The following is a 19,677-nucleotide window of genomic DNA, read 5'->3' as shown; positions in this document are numbered from 1 at the left end:
TATATGCAGTGCCCTGAATTTCAGAAAGTCTTAGCTAAAGCCCAATTTCTGTCGCGTTTTGAAGTGTAACTTCTCTAAAAACCATCCAGAGGTAACTAATGAAGCATCTTCCAGTGGGGATTTAGCTTATTCTTCGAAAAAATCTTTTTTCGATTTACTGTTCGTTTGGTGGTTTTTATCTTTATCTTTATAAAGATACACGGTAAGTAAATGATGAAGGGTGAACTGGCTGCGCAGGAGTCCGAGTAAGAATCCTCTGAGGGGATCTCCCCAATCCCTTACAGTGTATTAGTCGCAATCTGATCTGACACTTCGATTTGAAAAGAAGAGAGTTACCCGCTTTGATTAAAGCTGTTGCCCTATCACTGTCCCTACTAATTTGGTGGAGCTGGCGGCGGGAAAGCCCGTGGTGTTGGATGAGTTTGTTTTTGCTTATGTGCCGGATTTAGATCCCACTCTTGCCATCAATCGCGATGAGACATTACCCGCAGAAAGTCATATTGTGCATCGTCAGGCTGTGAACAAAACAGGGTTAGCGAGTGAAAACGCAGTAGCCTATAGTGTCACATTGGGAACGGAAGTCGGTCATTTTGATTTTAACTGGATTGGCCTGATAAATAAGGCTTCTGGCATTATTGGCATGATTACCCATGCCCCAGCTCAGAAAAAAATTAAGACCGCGAACGGATTACAGGGAAATGTACTCACCCGCTCTTTCTTGCTGGAGTTTGAAGGGGCAGCCAAAGAGACCGCTATTATGACCACGGCGGAAACCTGGCAGATTGATTTTACCGCCCGTTTATCTGGCATCGATGAAATGCAGCGTCTGATGAATACCGACAGTTACGGTGAGGCGGCGTTTTTCGGTGATGGGTTTTCCGTGGTTTGTCGTGGTGACCGGTACACGGTCAAAAAGGGGCTGGCTTATATTGGCGGGTTGCGGGGTGAGTTGGCGTTTGACCAAACACTTAACCGCCTGCGCGATACCCGCGTTTATGCGGATTTTAGCTATCAAGGCAATGTGGTCAGCCAGTGGAAAACCGTCGTTCATATCATCGCCGCCAATGATCTTAAAAACTACATCGATGCGGCAGGGTATCCGCATTATGTCTTTGCGGTTGCGGGTATTGATGGTCACGGTGATGTGATGGATTTGCGCATTAAGGGGTCATTAAATGACCGTGATATTTCCGCCATTCATCAAGAGATTGATAGCGTGAAACGGGAATATGTGACTCAGCAGGCATTGGAAAGCGGCCTGCATGGGAAACAGCCGAAAGGGGGCTATGCCACTAATGCAGCATTAACCGTTGTTAGTGAAAACGCCGATAGTCGCCTGGCTAAAAACCAGAACGGCGCAGATATTCCCAATAAAAATGAATTTGTCAAAAACATCGGCTTAGTGGAAACCGTCGAACGGGTAATGAATGCTGTACCGAATGACAGGAGAATTAACGGGAAATCGCTATCGGCTGATATCAGTTTGATGGCGGGTGATGTTGGTGCCTATCACCAGACTACCTATATGACTGAGCTACCCGGCAGGCATTATTCAGGGCCATTTTCTTGTGGTCGGGAAAATGGATGGGCCAAAGGGGTGAGTATCGGTGTAGGGGGTGACACGGGGCAAATTTGGATTGATGCCGATGCACAGTTGCACACCAGATTTCTCAATGCTAACGGTGCCGTAGAGCAAAAGATTACGATAGGTATCCCGATTGGCGCCACTATCGAATGGCATACGGCTGCGCCGATACCCGCCGGATATGAACCCAATGAGGGGCGCTCATTCCGGGCGGCAGATTACCCTGAACTCGCCAAAATTTTTCCCGACCTGAAATTACCCGATGACAGGGGGCTGTTTAAGCGTGGTCTGGATAGAGGGCGGGGGCTGGACTCGGGTCGTTCGCTAGGGAGTGTTCAGGGGGACGCGATCAGAAATATCACGAGATCATTAGGTAATCCCACTATTGAGAGCGGGAGCAACGCATCTGGTGCATTCAGCTACCAGTATAAGGCAGGCGGTCGCGCAGCCGGTGCCGGTGGTGGGGTGATTTCATGGACATTTGACGCGTCCAGAGTGGTTCCGACCGCAAATGAAAACCGGCCTGTCAACAAATCAGTGATTTATATTACGAGGGTAAAGTAATGACTAAATACAGTGCAGATATTCAAATGGCCCGGTTTGATGAGGATGGGTTAGCTATTGTTAGCGGATGGGTTGCGGTTTATCGTTGTCATCCTGAAACACGGGAATATATTGGGGCCGATATGGATAGCGTGTCCCGCGGTTTTTCTGTTGCGGCTAATGCGTATCTGGATGCGCCCGAATTACCTGACACGCATGATGTTGCGATTTGTCGTCGTGTAGATGAAAAATCCTGGCGACATGTGCCTGACTATCGGGGTAAAACGGCGTATGCAACCGATACAGGCCAGCCGATCAATATTACCGCCATCGGCGCATTGCCTGATAATCTCACCCTGCAATCACCCCAAACCCCCTTTGATAAGAGGGAGAATAAGCAATGGGTCACAGATAAATCAGCCCTAAAATCTCATCAAACTGAACAGGCTGAACAGCAAAAAATCGCGCGACAGCAGCAGGCAGATGCGGCAATTAAACCCTTACAGGATGCCATTGATCTGGATATCGCCACGGATGCCGAAAAATCAGCGCTCGTGGAATGGAAAAAATATCGTGTGCGGGTGAACAGAGTGGACCTTTCTACGGCCCCGATATCAACTGGCCTGAGCAACCCGCGTGATGAATTGGCAACGGAAAATAATGCGCATCTCTCCGAATATGACGGGGATGCATTGCGCGATGTTGTCCGTCCATCCGTTCGTATACGGTATCGGGCAGAAAGCGGACAGCGGTCACTACCTGAGTCCGGCAAACGCCATCAATTATCTGGCAAATAAAATCCGGGGAACGGGAAACATGAGCGCTGTGGTACTCATGATCTGCGCGAAGACGCATAATGAATTTATCCAGCATTTAACCCCATTTTCGGCGGTGTTGCCGTTGTCGGTATTTTCTCAGGTCACTCGTATGGCAAAGACAGCGGAACGTCTGGCGATCACCAAAATGCAATTGCCTGGGAAACCGGACAGCGGTTTGCCTCCATTTCAACCGTTTTCAACATCAACCAGCCGCATGGCCGTGAATGCGCGATTGATTGCACAGGCTAAAACACAGGTTAGCGCCGGCAGCAGCATTGCGGGATTGAAATCACAATTAACAAACTTCACGACGGTAAGACAGAACACCTTACAACAAGTGACTGCCGCTCTGAATGGCGTCAGGAACAAATCGGCCCGTGTCTGGGCTTTTTCAGGGAAAGGGAATGGCGCATTACTGGCCGAAAAACTGCGTCAGGATATCCCTGAACAGGATGCCGTTTACACGCTGGCGACATTATTTGCCGGGGACGATATTCGCGCATTAGAAAGGATGCTACACAATGAGCCAAATTATCACACTGGCCCTTGATGGCGAGGCCATCCCATTAAAAAGTCTGACCGTAACCCCATCGGTGGTATTTCAGGACACAGACCAAAGCGGCCAGTCATCCAGTACCGCCGTAGCGGAGCAAGGTATTAAGCCCAAGGAGTTACGTGTTACGGGGATCATTCCGTTTACTGAGCAAAAAACGCTGTCACGCCTGTTTGCACTGGCGGAGGCCAAAGATAAGGGAAGTCTGAAACGTTATCGTGTCGCTAACCTGACCGCAGGTGCTATCAACTTTCGCATCGGGACATTCACCCATACCATTGATGCCAGTAAGATCGACGGTAAACAGGCATGGCAGGTCACATTTACTTTACGTGAACATTTATCTGTTGCTGAGAAACGTGATGCCCGTGCTGCCGATAATATTCAGGCCAGAAAGCAAACAGGTCAGGGGGCCGCCGCCGCAAAAGAAGCGCCGGAAAAATTAAGCTGGTTTGAAAGCAAAGTATTGAAACCGATTAATGACACAATAGGACCGGCTAAATAATGACACCGATTAACCGGCTCTATCTTTCCGGTGATGAAATTCACCTGGTTGACGCCAATATTATGCTGGAGCTGGCATCCTGTGGTCGTGGCTTTATCACGGCGGAGACGACAACGGACTACACCGGAAAACTGGTACGGCTGGACGTGGGTTACACGGATTTGGTATTACGCTGGTTTACGGGTTATGTGGCACGCTCACAGCCAGCCCAAAACGGTTATCAGCGTCTTTTTGTGCGTGAACTGGTTGGTGTGTTTGACCGATTATGGTCGTGTTCATTTCAGCATCCAACACTGAGCCAGATTGTGGACTGGTTGCAGGAGCACAGCGGACTGACCTTCATATTGCCGGATGCCCCTTATACGGAGACACCCATCCCGCATTTTACTCATCATGGGACCGGCTATCAGTTGCTGGCTAATCTTGGGCAGGTTTTTTCGATTGAGGATTATCTCTGGCATCAGTTGCCGGAGGGTTCGGTTTATGTGGGCAGCGGGGCGCATTCGATGTTTGCGGGGAAACCGGTAGAGATCCCCAATGCATTTAGCCAGTGCCAGTCCGCAGGCAATGCGATGACCATTCCCATGATCCCATCGTTGCGTCCAGGTGTAGTGATCAATCAGTACCGGTTGAACAAGGTCAATCTGAACAATGAAAACATGGTCATTACATGGGAAGCCGTCAACAAACTGACCGGTCAGTCGCAGACCAAAACGCCAATGCAGCGTCAGATTGATGCCGCCTACCCCGAATTATCGGCAGGGCTGCATTTACCCAAATTTGCCCGCATTGAGGCACACCCTGAAAATACGGTCAGCGGCGATATCTCCGACTCATTCCGGCCACGCTATGCGGTTGATGTGCAATTATTGGCTGATGATGGTCAGGATGCCGCGGTTCCTGTTTATCATGCTGTCCCGCTGCCTTTGCCGATGGCGGGCAGTGAATCCGGTATGTTTCAATATCCGCCAGTCGGAACGGTGGTTGAAATCGCCTTTGAGGCAGGCAGACCGGATAAGCCCTTTATCCGGCAGACATTAAGCCAGGGCAATACCTTGCCCGATATCAAGCCAGGCGAACAATTGCAGCAACAGCGGGCGGAAGTTTCTCAGAGGGTAACTCAGGAAGGAAACTGGATTCGTCAGACTGACCAGACCATTAATGAATCGTCTATGCACCGTGAAGTCAGGGCAGACACGGAAACACGTAACGTAGTCGCACGGGAAACCACGATACAGGCCACGGATAAAACCACGGTTTTGGGCACGTCTACGCTATTGGCGGGCGCTGTCCGGCAAATTGCAGACGGTGACTATAGTATGGCGACCTCATCAAATTTCGTTGCCAGCGTAGGGAAAGAGGCCAGTATCGAAATCGGACAAAAGCTGATAGAGAAGATTGGTCTGCTTAAGCAGAGCATCGCCGGTGCCAGGCAAGAAATCATCGCGCCCGTGGTTTGGGTGGGCAGCCAGCAAATCAATGTCATGACCTTGATTTAGAGACGTTGGATGTGGTTAAAGCACTGGCGGAACAGACTGCCGCCCATACGCACCACAACACAGGTGCGCCGGAGAACGCCAGCGTGATAAGGAACACGGGCTATAAATCCGATGGATTGAAACAGAAGTATTCGCCTGTGATTGGCTAGATTGATTGGCCTCTCTTCGGTAAGGTTTATTTTTACCTTTTCTACGTGGTAAACAAAAGTGTTGACATGGTAAGCATAAATGTTTACTGTGTTTGTGTGTTCAACAGAATGGAGGAGTGGTGAAGCAAAGCGAGTTTAGACGGTGGCTGGAAGCTCAAGGCGTCGAAGTTTCAAATGGGACAAACCATCTGAAACTGAGATACCAGGGGAAACGAAGCATTATGCCGAGACACCCTAGCCAAGAGATCAAAGAGCCGCTGAGGAAAGCAATCATTAAGCAATTAGGATTGTGATAAAAACCCGCCTCGCAAGGGGCGGGTTCTCGCACAGGTTCATCATTAAAAATATGCGATATCCAGTCACACTAGAGCCAGTAGAAGAGGGCGGTTATTTCGTCTCATTCCCGGATATCCCCGAAGCTTTAACCCAGGGGGATACACGGGAAGAGGCGCTAGAGATGGCACTCGATGCGCTAATAACCGCTTTTGAATTTTACTTCGAAGATAATGAAAAAATCCCGCTTCCTGGCCCCGTAGGGCAGGATTATGTTGATGTGCCCTTAAGCGTGGCCTCTAAGGTGCTTATGCTCAATGCGTTTCTTGATTCCAAGTTAACGCAAATTGAATTAGCCAACCGTATGGGGGTGAAAAAGCAGGAAGTGACCCGTATCTTTGATTTACGGCACTCAACTAAAATTGATACGGTGGGTAAGGTCGCATCGGCTATCGGACATCAGTTAACTTTGTCCATTGAATGAAAATCACCATTAATTAACAGGCTGCGTTAATACGTGGCCTTTTTTATATCCTGATAAACTGCGACCAGATGCATACAGCACTGTTATCAATCAAACCAATACGTACCAGGTCAATAATGTGGTATCAATCAGCGCTACGGGTTTGTGTTTTGATTGTCTGAAACACATTATTGATTAATTCTCTCGCCCGCAAAATATGCGGGCTGTTTTACATCTTCATAGGGCTATGAATACAATTTTGATATTAAAGAATGGGCAGTGAGTGTAATAAAAAACTGATAATTCAGCGTGTTATATTAGCTTAGTGGTTTAAAGGTTGTTGTTACTTTTTCGGATATAGAAATAACTTATGTGATATCAGAATTGTTTGGTAAATCATTTCGGACAGTTCGTTTGATAGGCTGCTTATTTTCGTCAAAATACCGACTGGGCCATATTTCAGCAGGGGTGACACCAATTTCCTGAGCAATCAGTAATTCCCCTTTAGGCCAGGGGCGCGTTAAAGCATTTGCTAATGTTGAAGAGCTTAAACCGTGCTCTCTGGATAATGATGCCAGCATTTTATTCTTCTTACGTATCGCAGCGATAATATCGGCGGTATGCCAGTCTTTTTTCATATTCCTGCTTCCCTCTTTGGTGGTGGCGATTCAAACAGGGTTTGCAGACCGGCGTTCATTTCCGGCGAGGTGTTAACCTCCCCTGCCTGAACCGCCATAGAGGGGCGATAGCAGGCACATTGGTAAAAACTTCTTACCAGCGTCCATGAACGCAAGGCTGCAAAACCTTGGTCACTGGATTTTGCCAATGACAACACTACTTTAACCGATTGTATTATTTGACTCAAGAATCAAATAAATACCTTAGTGATGGTTTGTCTCGTTGCACTTATGACGAAATAAATGAACTTATGATGAAAACGGCACTACACCGCACCCGCCTGCACGTTTTGGATCAAAAAATTTTTTCAATTTTAAAATCCTACAAGGCAAACTGCCAAACCGCGCCAATACTGGCGGAGTGGGAGAAATCACAAACTGAAATGATTGAAAAGATTTTCAGGAAATTTCAGTTTTTGGATCAAAAGAGGATCACGGAAAAATCCCAATGCATTGATATTAAATGAAAATTGTATTTTACGTGAAAAATAAGCTCACAAAGAAAAGCCGTGCTTTATCATAGAAATCAGATAGAGCGCGGCTTTACAGGATATACAGAACTGAAATTGTTTTCTCCTTTTGCATTATGACAAGGAAGAAAGTGAAAGTATTAGTTAGCGTACTTTTAATTCATTAATAAGCGTAAGGCTACGTTCAAGCATCTTAAGTAGTTTCAGTGATGAACCAGACGGAATGCGGCGGTGCAGGTAGTGTCCATTGATGCCCATAAAAATAAAATGAGTGGACGCAAAGTGGACATTGGGCAAACAAAAAGGGCTACACCTTAGTGTAACCCCTTGATTTATTTGGTGGAGCTGGCGGGAGTTGAACCCGCGTTAATTGTTTTGCATCTTATTGTTATAAATAATATTTTTATGAAATATCTTCGCTGCGTATCCTTTGCAGCTCCTTTCATGTCCCACCACTGACCTGCTTGGGTTTGTATGTGCTGCCGTCATAGTCTTTCAGATATGATCCATAATGTCTGAAAAGCATCTCTGGGCCTTTATGTCCCATTTGAGCGGCAAGCCAGAAAAGATTAACTCCCTGGCTAATGTGTTTTGTTGCAAATGTGTGCCTTGTCTGATATGGGTTGCGATACCGAATTCCAGCCTTTCTCAGTGTAGGTACCCAGGCTTTTTTACGAATTGCATCTGCACCTGCCCAAGCCTCGCCTGTTTTAGGATCTTCAAATATCACGTTGCCTTTCATGAAAGTGAATGCCTTCTGATTTAATAGGGCCGACATAGCGTCAGTGTTCAGTTCGACTTTTCTGGTACCGGCTTTTGTCTTCGTTCCTTTTATTATTCCCACAACTTTTGCCGACTGGACATGTGCGGTTTTGCCAATAAAGTCGATATCTTGCCACCGAAGCGCGCATAACTCGGAGCTTCTAAGTCCTGTATGTATCGCAAAAAGGAATAAATTTTCCCATTGTTTTTGTTTATTGCCTGCTGCTGACAGTAATGCAGTAACCTCGTTAGGAGATAGGGGGTCAACAATATATTCGCTATCATTTTCTATTCGTTCAGTTTGATACCGTGATGCTGTGACTAAATTCACAGGATTCATACTAATCAGGCAATCAGTAACTGCTTCATCTATGGCGCTTCGTAAAAATGATAGATTGTTCCTGATCGTTTTCAGAGCAGTTGATCGTTTTTGAATCCAAGTTTTTAATATTGCTGGTGTTAACTCTACAACGGGAATTTTATGTAATTCAGATAGAGCAGTTTTACATTTTTTATATCCATTAATTGTGGATGGTGATAAATTTCTGGTTTCACAGATTTTTAAATATTCATCTAAATAATCTTTTATTGTTCTACCTTTATTGACATTTCCGAATATTTTTAGACGTGATGAATTAGGGAAAAATTCAGCATAAATAAAAATATCCCGTTCAATTTTATTGTATATTTCGCCGAGTTTACGCTCGGCATATTTAATATTTTTGGGCGTCACTTCCAGATTTGAGAGGGGTTCTCGGCATTTAACCCCTTATATGTAAAAGAGATATTTATAGTTTCACCAGAACGATGTTTCCTTACTGTAATTCCTCTGGGCAATTTACTACGCTGTTTTTCCTGGCCCACTTAGCTACCTCATTTAAATCAATCCAGCGTTCCTTAACACCTTCAACTTTCAGTACATGTACGCCATCAAGCCAAACACCGCGCTGAATGCGTTTATTAATTGAGTCAACTGTTTCCCCTGTTGCATAGCAATAAGCGGATATGGGAACACATTCAATATTTACCATTTATTTACCTCACATGGTTTTGCCTCATCATTGATATAATGATCAGATCAACGGCAGCACAAACACGGGTAATATCACCTTGATTGCAAGATGTATTTTTGACACTGGCTGCTAATCTTCCCAATTTGATATCGAAGTTGGTTAATAACTGTTGTCCTGGTTGCCAGGGTTGCATGATGGTTCTCCGGTCAATGGATTTACCATCATGCTATTCATTGTGTTACCTGATTTCTGATTAAGCTTAATCAGTTTTGAGTGTGAATTATGGCCTCAATGGGTAAACACTCAAAAATTCCAGGGCCTTGCATCCCCATATCGGCTATGCAATTTTTTTCATCCTGGTAAATATGGCCGTAAGGAATGTATTGGCAGTTTATCGAAGAACATACAAGTAGAAACAGACCGTATATCATTTTCGGTCCCTCATTTTCTCGATAGCTTGAGAATTGGATACTGGAACTATTTTAACGTCAAACGGGAAATCGTAGAGTACATTACAACTTCTATTGATAATAATGATTCCATTGCGACCATCAGGTAGCGTTAATTTAACAATTTCATTTTTACTGTGTGAATGTCTTAACATTGGTCGGTCTCTTTTAATTTACCTTCAATTTCGTATTCTGCTGCATGTTTTTCATCTAATAGACACATGCCGAGAAATACAAACGTAAATTCCACATGCTTGCCGGATTTATTTTTTGATATTATTCCCTTGTGTTAATTTAAGGTAATGTTAAATATCTAATGGAGGTAATGTTGATTATTTCCAGTTAATTCATTTTCCATTGAGGCCAGTAATTTATTTTTTAATTGAGCAATGATTTTCTTTTCTTCATCTGTAATATCTTGACTTTCTCCTGTTATCCATTCTACTTGGTATTTATTTAGGTTTTCATCAAATGAGATAATGATTTCTAATCGTGCAGCCATAAATCACTCCATATTATTTATTGCCCCAGTATTTGTGGGATGTAATGAATATTAACGTACTTGCAGGCTTCTCTGGCCGATTTCAATATGAGCTCCCGGTACATTGATACCGTTTTCAATAGCTTCTTTGATGGCTTTTTTGTCCGGGGCGGTAATTGTCTGCACATCAACTAACTCATCAGGTAATTTTGACTCATCATCAATGATGACATTCATAATACCTTTTCTGGCTGTGAACGTGTTTCTGGTAGTTCGTAGTGAATCCATGCCGGCTTTCAGTAAACAGTCCAGCGCATACTTTTTTAGGTTTTTTACTTGCCTTTCGAATGATTTTTTACGGTCAGTGAGTCGCTTAGACTCATCCGCAAGAATCTTGGCTTGGCCTTCTATATTGCGAACATGGATCATGATAGCGTCAAGTTTATCACCGATAGTACATTCGATACTTTCAAGTGTATCGGCGATATCTTCTGGCGAGAACTCGCCGGTTTCTACCAACTGTTGTAATTTTTCATAATCTGCTGCTAATGCAATTGCGGTTGTGGTCATTGGTTTGCCTCTTCTAATTGGGTTAAACATTCTTTCTCTATTTCATTCAAGCGACGCAGACGACCAGATAAGTACTTTTCATAATCCTTGTCTCCTTTGGCCTTGGAATTGCCTAAATGAATGCTTAATTCACGGATAAGGGTAGATGCTATGCCGCGAATTTCATTTTTGCTGACAGCGGTGCGCATAGTTTCTGTATTACGGGTGAACTTATCGTCTAGTTCCTTGCGTAATCTGACTAGATCCTCGGCCTTATCACTGGCGGCCTTGATTTCAAATTCAATATTATTGTCAGCCAGATATTCAGGGTTGTCATGCATACCCATAAATACATCAGCAGAAAATCCAAGCATCGATAACGCTTTCTTTATAGCATCGGTGAGTGATTTCTTGATGGCCTCTCCATCTGTTTTAATTCCATATTTGGTTCTGTACATGTATGGTGTCGCACCATAACTTTCAATTTCAGCACAAATGTCACATTCAACCAGATACCAAAAGAGAATTTTGATAGAGTGATTTTGTTCACATATTAATGTGCCGTCAGAATCACGTAAGAATCGGCTCCCAATTTGTTTATTTTTGTCGTCATAGATAGGTTCTGACATGGGTGCACCATTGATCAGTTTTTCTTCTGTGACATTACAGCCCCATCCATAACCGAATGGTCCGAATAGTTCTGTTGCCCGCATAAACATATAGTTACTGTTTATGCTTGTACCATTGAACCCCATTCCCTCCAATGGTTTTGTAAAGTGGGGATCGGTACGTTGGACAGCCTTCCAGATACGGAGATTAGTTTGCTGTTCATTGCCTTGTGCCTTGATAGTTTCTTCCAGCAAATTGGCCCGATGTTGGAAGTTATCATCATTGGTGCTCAGGGTGGCGACAGGAGGCAATGAGGTGACTTCATCATCCGCCGTAGTGTTGTCTTGTGCAGTCTCTTCTACTGCTTTGTCCTCTTTGGTTTGCTTGGTTTTTCTGGTCTTGAGAGACTTGGCTTCGCTTTTTTTCTCCTTAACCTGTAGCGCTGCCTGTTGGGTTTCAACTTCATCTGGAGTGACATCTGTTATTGAGGCTTCTGATGTTGACACCGAATAATTGGAAACCTTGGGTTTCTCTTCTGGTAATTCAACGGGTATGTCGGTATCACTTAAAGTACAGTTTAAGAATTCCTTAATAGCGACGGCATCGGTCAGAAATTCAGGGTGGTGTTTACCTTCACGTACGACTCTGAAAAGCGTTTCCCGTGGAATGGACAGAGCGTCGGTTCTGATACGAAATGCGGTAGACCACTGCCGCCATGCTTCATTGTTATTTGTTATCAGTTGCTTAGCTTCTTTCATACTGTGTGACATAATCGCCCAGCAATGAAAGTCACCGTCTAGTAATGCCAGTGCAATTTCCAGATCTAACGTGGCGTAAGTGTGATTAAAATCACGTGTAGTAATAGATGGGTTTTTCTTTGGTTCGAGCGTTCTAGCCTGCCATGTGGTGCCGTTGAACTCGTATTCAGTAGCAAATTTTTCATCAAATTTACCAATTGGTGGGCGAGGGAAGCCTTGTATATCTTTACAAATAATCGGTTTTGATGTGTTGAAGTTGCTCATATCGTCCGCGTACTCTTCCCCAAGGTAAACAATGGCCATAGCTTTAGCCATTTTTTCGGAATTGGCTTCGAGTGCAATTGCAAGTGGTACGGCTCCATTTTTTTGAGCTTTTTTTGTCGGCTCAAAGACACAGATATATGTGAACATTGGTCTTGCCTCTTTAATAAATTGCTTTTTTTGCCAATCTTATTGCTGCCTTAATCCCGGCTTTTGGCATTTTGACTTTTGGATATAATTCCTTGACAGCATTTGAATAAACCATTCCTGTCGTTGGGTAATATTCAACTCGCCTTTTGCCACCGATAATAGATATACCCAAGAAACTTCAAGATGCAGTTTTTAGCACCTGAAAATGGTCGTTAATTCTAGACATCAGCGAGTCCGCTATATCCGGTAGCGTTGTGGTGAAAAATTTGAAGACGTTGTCTCGAAATTCATGTTTATCCGCAAAATAACGGTTATTTCGAACCTGTTCATTCATGACCTTCCATAATCGCTCTATTGGGTTTAAATTTGGGCTATAGGGAGGAAGGTAATGTAACTCAATATTGCTAACATAAGCCCACTCCTTAACAAGATGAGCTTTGTTGTAACCCGCCCCATCCACAATAAGATGAATTTTTTGATGATAGTCAGGATAAGACTTTCTTATTTCATTGAAAAAACAGCAAATGTTGTAGTCATTGATGGTTTGATATTCCTGGAACACCGTACGACCAATGGCATTCAGGTTGAGCGCGCCCAATATATTCAGGCGAGTCCGGCTTCCTGTTGTTTTGACTGTTTTTTTCTCGCCTTTTCGCATCCAGCCATAACCGAGTTTGGTGCCTTGAGTCGGGTGAACAGCATCAAGAAAAAGGATGGGTTCGTCTTTCGCTGTGACTTTAAGATTCTCATAATATTCAATAAATTGTCGCTGTTTTTCTGCGTCGAATTTATGAGGGACGCCACAAGGTTTTTTATAAGAAAAACCCTGACGGTGTAGCCATTTATTCATGCCGGGAATGCTAAAGGTAATATTCCAGAGCTGAGCAACATAGGCCACGATTTCATGGGTGTGATGGAAAAGATGTTGAGATAAGTGATTGATTAAAAAATCAGTTTGTTCTTGAGAAAGCAAACTATCAGACCCCCCATTATCAGATTTAAGTTTACCTTGATTAAGGTAATCGCTGATATGACGGTTAACGGTCATTTCATGAAGACGCAGGGCCTGAGCGATCATCACTGAACTCCAGCCTTCAGAGGCCAGCAGGACCGCTTTGATGCGATCACACTCCCTCTTATCACGGCAGGTGTGATGGAGATGTTCAAGTTCGGCTTTTTGTTCATCGGTAATGAATATTTTCATAGCGAGGATAATGATCTCCATTTCGGATAAAATCAAGCATCTTCAATGATTACGGGTATATATGTATAGTTGCGTTTGTTGTATCTCTATTATTTTCATGCTCAATAGCAATTAAACCATTATCTAGGATTAAATTAATTACATCATTTATGTTTTTCATAAATACACCTGAGCCTTAATCAGGTATTTTTTCATCAGATTTAGACATTGGTTTTTCTTCAATGCATAACAATGATTGAATATGGCCCTCAAGTTCAGAGGCTTTAGCATGAGCTTCCGCAAGAACTTTATTTTGTTCTTTCTTTAGAGTATCAATTTGTGAGTTTATAAAGTCTGGACGACTAATATTTGGATATGGGATTTCTATATCATGAATAGCGACAACTGTACCAAAGATCGATGCATTTCCGTGTTTACTTGCGTCATGTGGTAAGACTGTGATGTTCATTTTTCGTGAAATATTATTTTCGATAGCGTGAACATAGAGCTTTACTTGTATTGTTTCTTGTTGTGCTTTCATAGCAACTCCTGATATATTGTTAGCGATCAATGATGGAAATCATTGGTCTTGCCTCTTCTAACGAGTTGGTCCTCGTTAGTAGAAACTCCCGGTTAGCTTTGGTCGGCGATCCGGGGTAAAAGAACCCGCCACTTCGGTGGGTTTTTTTACATCTGTTGATTCTTAGTTTTTCCCCATATTGGTATTAGTTGGTACGGATTGATCAACGATAAATACCATTCAGAGGTTATGGTTTTAATAAATGTTTCAAACAGACCGATGAATTGGCCTAATTTGATATTCTGCATATCATTACACATAAGAACTGTTGTTCGATTGGTTAATGTGCGGGTCTTTCCCCGCCGTCCGTTGATTCACGCAGTTTCTAAGAAACCCGGCAAGAAGAACCGTAACGCATCAACTGCCAGTGTTTTTGTACCATTCCCACCGCTGGCTGGGGAATCCTGGTGTTGGTTGATCTTTCCTGTTCCACTTTCTGGTAAATACAGTTGTTATATGTGGTAATCATGGCAGGTCACATTGAACCCTGCTCTTCTCCTCCCTCATGACAATTGAAACTGTAAATTCGGTTTTGAACACTTAACCTAAACGGCTGCTGTGCCGTGCTACTGATTAGCAAATCATCTACCTCTTCGTATGTCGGTAGCGACTACTGCGTGGGCGTCCTGCCTGTTTGCTGTTGAAATTGAGTTTAGTAATTGATAAACGAAAAGTAAAGTAAAAATTAAATAATAAGAGGGGCTTATCAAAGTGTTAAGTTTAACCATTTGATTTATTTTAATTTTTATATTTATTTCAAGGTGTGAACTGAATGAATTTTCCCTTGGTGATAGCACTGTGAAATAGGATGGCCAAGATAGTTTTAGAGATTCGCTATGCATATAGCATGATAGTTTTTGGGTGTTGGCTGAAGGTTAATTAATTTTTGGATTGGGTGATTGAGGTTAACGGTTTATTCCGTAGGGTTCAGGGTAAGATAAAAATCTTGTTGATAAATAAGAAAAAAGTCGGATGGCGACTTTTTTCTATGCTTTCTTTTGCCTCTTTTTATGTAATAATTCTTCTAGTAAATTATCATAATGCCGTTTTTTATCTTCAAGATTTTTTATTAGATCATCGGCATCACTATCTGGCAGTTCGTCGAATAGCTCTAGAAGAACTTTTTGCTTAGGAGTCAATGTTACTTGTAGTGGATTTCCTAATTGGTGGGTGTTTGTATCGGCGTCTAAATAACCATCTGGCATTCGATAGTCTTGTTCTAAACGTCTCGCGGCTTTTTCGCCGAAAGATGCTTTACCATTCATAAGCTGTGACAAATAACTCTTCTCTTTTTCAGGAAGAGTTTTATCGGAAAACCAATCTCTTAGGCGTTGTTGCCTGATGTTCTTCATGCTCATTTTATTTATAAGAACCTATATATCTAGGGATTTCACTATTTTTCTACCAGTTAAATTGTGATTAGTATTCACTAAATAAGCAAATGCTTGACAAATGTTTAGTATTTATTAAACTTTCTGTATTTCTAAAAGGGGTAGTTATGAAACTAAATGATTACATTTCTAATTTAAAGCGAGGTGAAGCCAAACTTCTTGCTGAGAAGCTTGGGGTATCCAGTTCCTATTTATCGCAAATGGCACATGGTTATGCTCCAGTTCCTCCCGCCAGATGTTTTGATATAGAAAATGCAACCAATGGAAAAGTGACAAGACAAGATCTTCGTCCCCATGACTGGCAGAAAATATGGCCTGAAATAAATGCTAACTGAGCAGTCAGTATAAAAACTGATTCTCAATAATCAATATTGCGACAGGAGACGTAAACAGTGGAACAAAACATCAACGCCCTGAAAGCCGAAGTTGAGGCGTGGGCGGCAGAGAAGGGGCAGGAGTATGTAGCAATCGAAATAAGCCGAATGTACTTCTTGCTTTGTGAAAGAACGGTATCAGCCAAGTTGCATCCCATTGAAATAAATGGGAATGCTAATTGGAAAGCTATCAATAACAACAGGCAGCAAATTTTCAGGTGGTTGCGCAGTGATTCAAGGGCTGCACGAAGAAAAGTATCAGAGTTGTTACCCGCTATCCAATCAGCCCTTCCACTTGAACGCAAAGCCAGAATTAACGGTGAAACAACTAATTATTTGATATCTGTTGCGATTCGTGAATTTACGGCGGTGATAATTGCAATCCTATTGGGAGGTTTAGGAGGTAGTGACGTATCACAACAAATAACCGTTGCGATATCAGCACTGAATGCTTTGACAAACGTTTAAAAGAGGCAAGACCAATGCTTAAAACCATAGAAAAGATCACCTATTGTAATAAGTTTCGTCTGAATGGTGAGCTTGTAACTATAGAACAAATCTCAGAAATTTATGAAGGATGTAGAGAAGCTGAGTTAAATATCTGGGAACAGTATGAACGGCAAAAGGCCAAATTGCTGGAGGAGTCTCTTACCTTTGAACGGTGTAAGTCAGTTTGCCGTCAGATTGCTAAAATACTTGGAGCTTGATTATGAGTATGTCATTGATGGTAAAAGCTATGAGTATCAAAGTTGGTAATCCTCTTCGTAAATTGGTACTGATTAAGTTGGCTGATAACGCTAATGACCAGGGAGAGTGCTGGCCGTCAGTTGCTTACATTGCTGAACAATGCGAAATATCAGAACGTTCTGTTCAAAATCACATTAAGCAATTGGTAAAAGATGGCATTGTCTGTGTTGCAGAACGGAAGACACAAAATGGACTGAATCAATCAAATGTCTATTTCCTGAATCTGGATAAATCCAGTCATGGCTATAGTGAAAATGTTGCACCATATGGTGCATCTCTTGCACCCAGTGGTGCAAATTCTGCGGGGGTTAGTGGTGCAGGAGATGCACCCAGAACCAGTCACCCTTTTGAACCAGTCACGGAACCTAAAACCCCCCTTACCCCCCGTAAGGGGAAACGGGAGAAATTAAAATTCGATCCCATCACGGCAAAGCCTAAAAACGTTAGCGATGAAGTATGGGCTGATTGGGTCACTTTTCGGCTAGAAATTAAAAAGCCGCTGACAGAAACCATGTGTAAGCAGCAAGAGAAAAAACTAGCAGATTGCACGAATCCTGATTCAGTGATTTGCACGTCAATTGCGAATGGGTGGCAAGGGTTGTTTCCTGAAAAGTCTCAAAACATCAAACCTAAATTTACTCAAAATACGCATACAAGCTATGAGGGTATAACCTACGAACCACAGGATTCTTATTGGTCAGAAAATATTGATTAGGGGGAGAAATGAACTCTAATAGCTTACTTGACAGTATCAACATTGCCCCACGTTTTGAACATGCCAGCTTTGAAAATTATCAGCCTATAAACAAAGCTGCTCAACATAATCTGAAGATCTGCCAAAGTTATGTTCAGACTTGGAAAGAACGCAAAGTTGCGGGTGAGGGGATCATCATGTGTGGCCGTCTTGGTACCGGGAAAACTCATCTGGCTGTTGCGACATGCCGTGAAATAGTCACTCAGAACGGTATCAGTGCGTTTATTACAACCGCATCACGTATTATCAGGGCATTTCGTCGTTCATGGAGTAATGATGCTGACACCAACGAGTTCGAGACACTGAGGTTTTACAGTGAGTTGGATTTGCTGATCATCGATGAGATTGGCGTTCAATACGGCACTGAATCAGAGCGAAATATCTTGTTTGAGGTGATTAATAACCGATATGAAGATTTATTACCAACGATCCTGATCAGTAATTTGCCAATGAATGACCTGCCGGTGTTTTTAGGGGACCGAGTATTAGATCGTGTGTTACAGGGTGGGGTAGTGTTGGCTTTTGACTGGGATAGTTACCGGAGGGGGCAGTAGTATGAATGAGCTCAATCTAGAGTCTGCGGTTATAAGCGGATTGTTGTCAGGTGGTGCAACGCAGGATGCTTATGATGTTTTTGCAACGTTGTCAGAAGAGGCGTTTAGTTCAAGTTTTTTGCGTCGTGTCTACGTTGAAATCAAAAAACAAGCGTTCAGTAGTTCCCTGATTGATCCGATATTCATCGCTGAGGCTATGAGTGAAGATGGTAATACATTAGCTAATATCCTGGAGTTGAGTAAGAGTCCTGTTTGGAATGCAAACCTGAAAGGCTATGCCAATAAAGTTAGTGAATATTGGTATGTTCGGCGGGTTACAGCAGTGATCAACGCTGGCCAACAGGCGTTACTGGAAACTAAAAATCATACTCAAGCACAGCATGTCATAACGGGCTTTATGTCCACTATGGGGGAGCTAATACGAGATACTGGCAACCTGGCTCCCGTGCACATCAAGACATTGATTGAAGGGTACATTGACATACTGGGGAGGCGTAACTTAGGTGAGGATAGTCGCGGGATGATTATGACAGGTATTGAGCCATTTGACTCGTTGACAGGGGGATTTAACCCAACTGATTTAATTCTCATCGGTGGTCGTCCCGGCATGGGCAAAACAGAACTGGCACTTTGCATGATTGAGGGTATGACTAGGAATGGAGGGGCGGTATTGCTGTTTTCAATGGAAATGGCAGCACAACAAATTACAGAACGTATAGTTGCTGGTTCTGCCCAGTTGTCAGTTTCGAAATTGAGACGTGGTGAATTTTATGATGAAGATTGGGCTCGTATATCTAACGCAATAAGCGAGTTAATAGATCGCGATATTCATATTCTTGATGCTAGTGAATTAAGCGCTGAACAGATATGTGCTATCAGTGAAACGCATAAGCGCAGGTACCCGAATCTGAAAGGTATTTTTGTTGATTATCTTGGGTTGATAGAAAGGCCCAAAGCCGAGCGTAATGACCTTGCTATCGCTCAAATATCCAGGGCCCTCAAGGGACTAGCTAAGCGATTGCATACACCTGTTACAGCATTGAGTCAGTTATCAAGAGACGTTGATAAACGGCCTATACATCAGCGTCGCCCTGTTGCAGCGGATTTACGAGACTCAGGTAGCCTAGAGCAAGATGCAGATCGAATTATTTTTACTTATCGTGATGTTGTTTATAACCCACTAAGTCCAGCCAGAAATTATGCCGAGATTATTTTGGATAAGAATCGTCACGGTGAAACCGGAACGATATTCCAGGAATTTAAAAACGGGCATTACTTACCAACTGATCAAATTGTTGCTGCTGAAATATGTCGTACACAGCAACAGGCTAAACAAAAAGAGCGCCGATACGCAGACAAAGCATTTTAACTAAAGACCAAAAGAGGCAGATCAAAATGACCATAAACAGTAAACTGATTTTATTAGATAATTTGGGTAGTTATGAATTATCCCGTTTTGGGTGCAGTGCTGAAAGCATCGTTATCTTACAAATTTAGACTTAAAAGCTAGTCGATTCAACGTAAACG

General features: G+C 43.0%; 23 protein-coding genes, 1 tRNA gene and 2 pseudogenes. 14 read left to right on the top strand and 12 right to left on the bottom strand.

The features are described 5' to 3' along the window. The first annotated feature begins 382 nt into the window (after window positions 1–382). The 7 genes and pseudogenes from PluTT01m_RS18020 (at window position 383) to PluTT01m_RS17990 (ending at window position 6,409) form a co-directional block, all read left to right on the top strand. A complete protein-coding gene (locus PluTT01m_RS18020) occupies window positions 383–2,149 on the top strand; it encodes a phage tail protein (RefSeq protein WP_257791335.1) in 1,767 nt (588 codons plus the stop codon). Beyond that, window positions 2,149–2,925 (top strand): tail fiber assembly protein, encoded by a 777-nt coding sequence (locus tag PluTT01m_RS18015; protein WP_011147677.1) that lies wholly within the window; start codon window positions 2,149–2,151, stop codon window positions 2,923–2,925. The genes PluTT01m_RS18020 and PluTT01m_RS18015 overlap by 1 nt, the downstream gene beginning before the upstream one ends. Continuing rightward, complete coding sequence (locus tag PluTT01m_RS18010; RefSeq protein ID WP_237146611.1) at window positions 2,828–3,496, top strand: hypothetical protein; 669 nt, start codon at window positions 2,828–2,830, stop codon at window positions 3,494–3,496. The genes PluTT01m_RS18015 and PluTT01m_RS18010 overlap by 98 nt, the downstream gene beginning before the upstream one ends. After that, window positions 3,468–4,004: a baseplate complex protein gene (locus PluTT01m_RS18005; RefSeq protein ID WP_041380260.1), complete on the top strand. Its 537-nt coding sequence runs from the start codon at window positions 3,468–3,470 to the stop codon at window positions 4,002–4,004. The genes PluTT01m_RS18010 and PluTT01m_RS18005 overlap by 29 nt, the downstream gene beginning before the upstream one ends. Next, a pseudogene (locus PluTT01m_RS18000) lies at window positions 4,004–5,652 on the top strand (hypothetical protein). Before PluTT01m_RS18005 ends, PluTT01m_RS18000 begins: the two are co-directional and overlap by 1 nt. Window positions 5,653–5,771: 119 nt before the next feature. Then, window positions 5,772–5,945, top strand: a complete 174-nt coding sequence (locus PluTT01m_RS17995; RefSeq protein WP_011147672.1) for a type II toxin-antitoxin system HicA family toxin — start codon at window positions 5,772–5,774, stop codon at window positions 5,943–5,945. Window positions 5,946–5,998: 53 nt separating this feature from the next. Continuing rightward, window positions 5,999–6,409 carry a type II toxin-antitoxin system HicB family antitoxin gene (locus PluTT01m_RS17990; RefSeq protein ID WP_036808644.1) on the top strand — a complete coding sequence of 137 codons (411 nt, stop codon included), beginning with the start codon at window positions 5,999–6,001 and terminating at the stop codon, window positions 6,407–6,409. A 347-nt stretch (window positions 6,410–6,756) separates the two neighbouring features. Here the strand turns inward: PluTT01m_RS17990 and PluTT01m_RS17985 are convergent, their stop codons facing one another. Together PluTT01m_RS17985 and PluTT01m_RS17980 are read right to left on the bottom strand one after the other, a co-directional pair. Beyond that, window positions 6,757–7,026, bottom strand: a complete 270-nt coding sequence (locus PluTT01m_RS17985; protein ID WP_011147670.1) for a helix-turn-helix domain-containing protein — start codon at window positions 7,024–7,026, stop codon at window positions 6,757–6,759. Continuing rightward, a complete protein-coding gene (locus PluTT01m_RS17980) occupies window positions 7,023–7,253 on the bottom strand; it encodes a hypothetical protein (RefSeq protein WP_011147669.1) in 231 nt (76 codons plus the stop codon). Before PluTT01m_RS17980 ends, PluTT01m_RS17985 begins: the two co-directional genes overlap by 4 nt. A 66-nt stretch (window positions 7,254–7,319) precedes the next feature. Here PluTT01m_RS17980 and PluTT01m_RS26980 point away from each other — a divergent pair, with 66 nt between their 5' ends. Further along, the gene (locus PluTT01m_RS26980) at window positions 7,320–7,532 is read left to right on the top strand and encodes a hypothetical protein (RefSeq protein WP_157866906.1); all 213 of its coding nucleotides are present in this window, start codon (window positions 7,320–7,322) and stop codon (window positions 7,530–7,532) included. Between the two features lie 340 nt (window positions 7,533–7,872). Here the strand turns inward: PluTT01m_RS26980 and PluTT01m_RS26710 are convergent. The 10 genes and pseudogenes from PluTT01m_RS26710 to PluTT01m_RS27690 form a co-directional block, all read right to left on the bottom strand. Next, window positions 7,873–7,975: transfer RNA gene (locus PluTT01m_RS26710), tRNA-OTHER, on the bottom strand. A gap of 2 nt (window positions 7,976–7,977) precedes the next feature. Further along, window positions 7,978–9,161, bottom strand: a pseudogene (locus PluTT01m_RS17970) (Arm DNA-binding domain-containing protein). Then, the gene (locus PluTT01m_RS17965) at window positions 9,113–9,328 is read right to left on the bottom strand and encodes a hypothetical protein (protein ID WP_011147666.1); all 216 of its coding nucleotides are present in this window, start codon (window positions 9,326–9,328) and stop codon (window positions 9,113–9,115) included. The pseudogene PluTT01m_RS17970 and the gene PluTT01m_RS17965 overlap by 49 nt, the downstream one beginning before the upstream one ends. Window positions 9,329–9,332: 4 nt before the next feature. Further along, window positions 9,333–9,503, bottom strand: coding sequence for a hypothetical protein (locus PluTT01m_RS27160; RefSeq protein ID WP_011147665.1), 171 nt, complete (start codon window positions 9,501–9,503; stop codon window positions 9,333–9,335). Window positions 9,504–10,072: 569 nt separating this feature from the next. Beyond that, window positions 10,073–10,261: a hypothetical protein gene (locus PluTT01m_RS17960; protein ID WP_011147664.1), complete on the bottom strand. Its 189-nt coding sequence runs from the start codon at window positions 10,259–10,261 to the stop codon at window positions 10,073–10,075. A gap of 51 nt (window positions 10,262–10,312) precedes the next feature. Next, window positions 10,313–10,810, bottom strand: coding sequence for a siphovirus Gp157 family protein (locus PluTT01m_RS17955; RefSeq protein WP_011147663.1), 498 nt, complete (start codon window positions 10,808–10,810; stop codon window positions 10,313–10,315). After that, window positions 10,807–12,459 carry a phage-associated endonuclease gene (locus PluTT01m_RS17950; RefSeq protein WP_331469358.1) on the bottom strand — a complete coding sequence of 551 codons (1,653 nt, stop codon included), beginning with the start codon at window positions 12,457–12,459 and terminating at the stop codon, window positions 10,807–10,809. The genes PluTT01m_RS17955 and PluTT01m_RS17950 overlap by 4 nt, the downstream gene beginning before the upstream one ends. 286 nt (window positions 12,460–12,745) lie before the next feature. Beyond that, on the bottom strand, window positions 12,746–13,771 hold the full coding sequence (locus PluTT01m_RS17945; RefSeq protein WP_011144720.1) for an IS630-like element ISPlu19 family transposase: 1,026 nt from the start codon (window positions 13,769–13,771) through the stop codon (window positions 12,746–12,748). Window positions 13,772–13,946: 175 nt separating this feature from the next. Next, on the bottom strand, window positions 13,947–14,291 hold the full coding sequence (locus tag PluTT01m_RS17940; RefSeq protein WP_011147660.1) for a hypothetical protein: 345 nt from the start codon (window positions 14,289–14,291) through the stop codon (window positions 13,947–13,949). A gap of 1,025 nt (window positions 14,292–15,316) precedes the next feature. After that, window positions 15,317–15,682, bottom strand: coding sequence for a hypothetical protein (locus PluTT01m_RS27690; protein ID WP_052760825.1), 366 nt, complete (start codon window positions 15,680–15,682; stop codon window positions 15,317–15,319). 146 nt (window positions 15,683–15,828) lie between these two features. Here PluTT01m_RS27690 and PluTT01m_RS17930 point away from each other — a divergent pair, with 146 nt between their 5' ends. Genes PluTT01m_RS17930 through PluTT01m_RS17905 form a run of 6 tightly spaced genes read left to right on the top strand, consistent with a single transcriptional unit; the run spans window position 15,829 to window position 19,519 of the window. Further along, window positions 15,829–16,056 (top strand): transcriptional regulator, encoded by a 228-nt coding sequence (locus tag PluTT01m_RS17930; protein ID WP_041380257.1) that lies wholly within the window; start codon window positions 15,829–15,831, stop codon window positions 16,054–16,056. Between the two features lie 57 nt (window positions 16,057–16,113). Continuing rightward, window positions 16,114–16,563: a toxin YdaT family protein gene (locus PluTT01m_RS17925; RefSeq protein WP_011147656.1), complete on the top strand. Its 450-nt coding sequence runs from the start codon at window positions 16,114–16,116 to the stop codon at window positions 16,561–16,563. A 14-nt stretch (window positions 16,564–16,577) separates the two neighbouring features. Beyond that, complete coding sequence (locus tag PluTT01m_RS17920) at window positions 16,578–16,802, top strand: hypothetical protein (protein WP_011147655.1); 225 nt, start codon at window positions 16,578–16,580, stop codon at window positions 16,800–16,802. A gap of 2 nt (window positions 16,803–16,804) precedes the next feature. Continuing rightward, window positions 16,805–17,557 carry a helix-turn-helix domain-containing protein gene (locus PluTT01m_RS17915; RefSeq protein WP_011147654.1) on the top strand — a complete coding sequence of 251 codons (753 nt, stop codon included), beginning with the start codon at window positions 16,805–16,807 and terminating at the stop codon, window positions 17,555–17,557. Between the two features lie 8 nt (window positions 17,558–17,565). Further along, window positions 17,566–18,150: an ATP-binding protein gene (locus PluTT01m_RS17910; RefSeq protein ID WP_011147653.1), complete on the top strand. Its 585-nt coding sequence runs from the start codon at window positions 17,566–17,568 to the stop codon at window positions 18,148–18,150. A 1-nt stretch (window position 18,151) separates the two neighbouring features. Next, window positions 18,152–19,519, top strand: a complete 1,368-nt coding sequence (locus PluTT01m_RS17905; protein ID WP_011147652.1) for a replicative DNA helicase — start codon at window positions 18,152–18,154, stop codon at window positions 19,517–19,519. Window positions 19,520–19,677 lie beyond the last annotated feature (158 nt).

Origin of the sequence: Photorhabdus laumondii subsp. laumondii (assembly GCF_003343245.1) — a bacterium.
Taxonomy (GTDB): domain Bacteria; phylum Pseudomonadota; class Gammaproteobacteria; order Enterobacterales; family Enterobacteriaceae; genus Photorhabdus; species Photorhabdus laumondii.
This window is presented reverse-complemented; position numbering and strand designations above follow the sequence as displayed.

Coding starts and splice junctions, on each gene's coding strand:
- PluTT01m_RS17945 (WP_011144720.1), bottom strand. CDS start 13,771: ATGAAAATATTCATTACCGATGAACAAAAAGCCGAACTTGAACATCTC.
- PluTT01m_RS17910 (WP_011147653.1), top strand. CDS start 17,566: ATGAACTCTAATAGCTTACTTGACAGTATCAACATTGCCCCACGTTTT.
- PluTT01m_RS17905 (WP_011147652.1), top strand. CDS start 18,152: ATGAATGAGCTCAATCTAGAGTCTGCGGTTATAAGCGGATTGTTGTCA.
- PluTT01m_RS17930 (WP_041380257.1), top strand. CDS start 15,829: ATGAAACTAAATGATTACATTTCTAATTTAAAGCGAGGTGAAGCCAAA.
- PluTT01m_RS17960 (WP_011147664.1), bottom strand. CDS start 10,261: ATGGCTGCACGATTAGAAATCATTATCTCATTTGATGAAAACCTAAAT.
- PluTT01m_RS17965 (WP_011147666.1), bottom strand. CDS start 9,328: ATGGTAAATATTGAATGTGTTCCCATATCCGCTTATTGCTATGCAACA.
- PluTT01m_RS17950 (WP_331469358.1), bottom strand. CDS start 12,459: ATGGCCATTGTTTACCTTGGGGAAGAGTACGCGGACGATATGAGCAAC.
- PluTT01m_RS27690 (WP_052760825.1), bottom strand. CDS start 15,682: ATGAAGAACATCAGGCAACAACGCCTAAGAGATTGGTTTTCCGATAAA.
- PluTT01m_RS18005 (WP_041380260.1), top strand. CDS start 3,468: ATGAGCCAAATTATCACACTGGCCCTTGATGGCGAGGCCATCCCATTA.
- PluTT01m_RS17955 (WP_011147663.1), bottom strand. CDS start 10,810: ATGACCACAACCGCAATTGCATTAGCAGCAGATTATGAAAAATTACAA.
- PluTT01m_RS27160 (WP_011147665.1), bottom strand. CDS start 9,503: ATGCAACCCTGGCAACCAGGACAACAGTTATTAACCAACTTCGATATC.
- PluTT01m_RS17985 (WP_011147670.1), bottom strand. CDS start 7,026: ATGAAAAAAGACTGGCATACCGCCGATATTATCGCTGCGATACGTAAG.
- PluTT01m_RS17990 (WP_036808644.1), top strand. CDS start 5,999: ATGCGATATCCAGTCACACTAGAGCCAGTAGAAGAGGGCGGTTATTTC.
- PluTT01m_RS17920 (WP_011147655.1), top strand. CDS start 16,578: ATGCTTAAAACCATAGAAAAGATCACCTATTGTAATAAGTTTCGTCTG.
- PluTT01m_RS17915 (WP_011147654.1), top strand. CDS start 16,805: ATGAGTATGTCATTGATGGTAAAAGCTATGAGTATCAAAGTTGGTAAT.
- PluTT01m_RS17940 (WP_011147660.1), bottom strand. CDS start 14,291: ATGAAAGCACAACAAGAAACAATACAAGTAAAGCTCTATGTTCACGCT.
- PluTT01m_RS18010 (WP_237146611.1), top strand. CDS start 2,828: ATGTTGTCCGTCCATCCGTTCGTATACGGTATCGGGCAGAAAGCGGAC.
- PluTT01m_RS26980 (WP_157866906.1), top strand. CDS start 7,320: ATGAAAACGGCACTACACCGCACCCGCCTGCACGTTTTGGATCAAAAA.
- PluTT01m_RS18015 (WP_011147677.1), top strand. CDS start 2,149: ATGACTAAATACAGTGCAGATATTCAAATGGCCCGGTTTGATGAGGAT.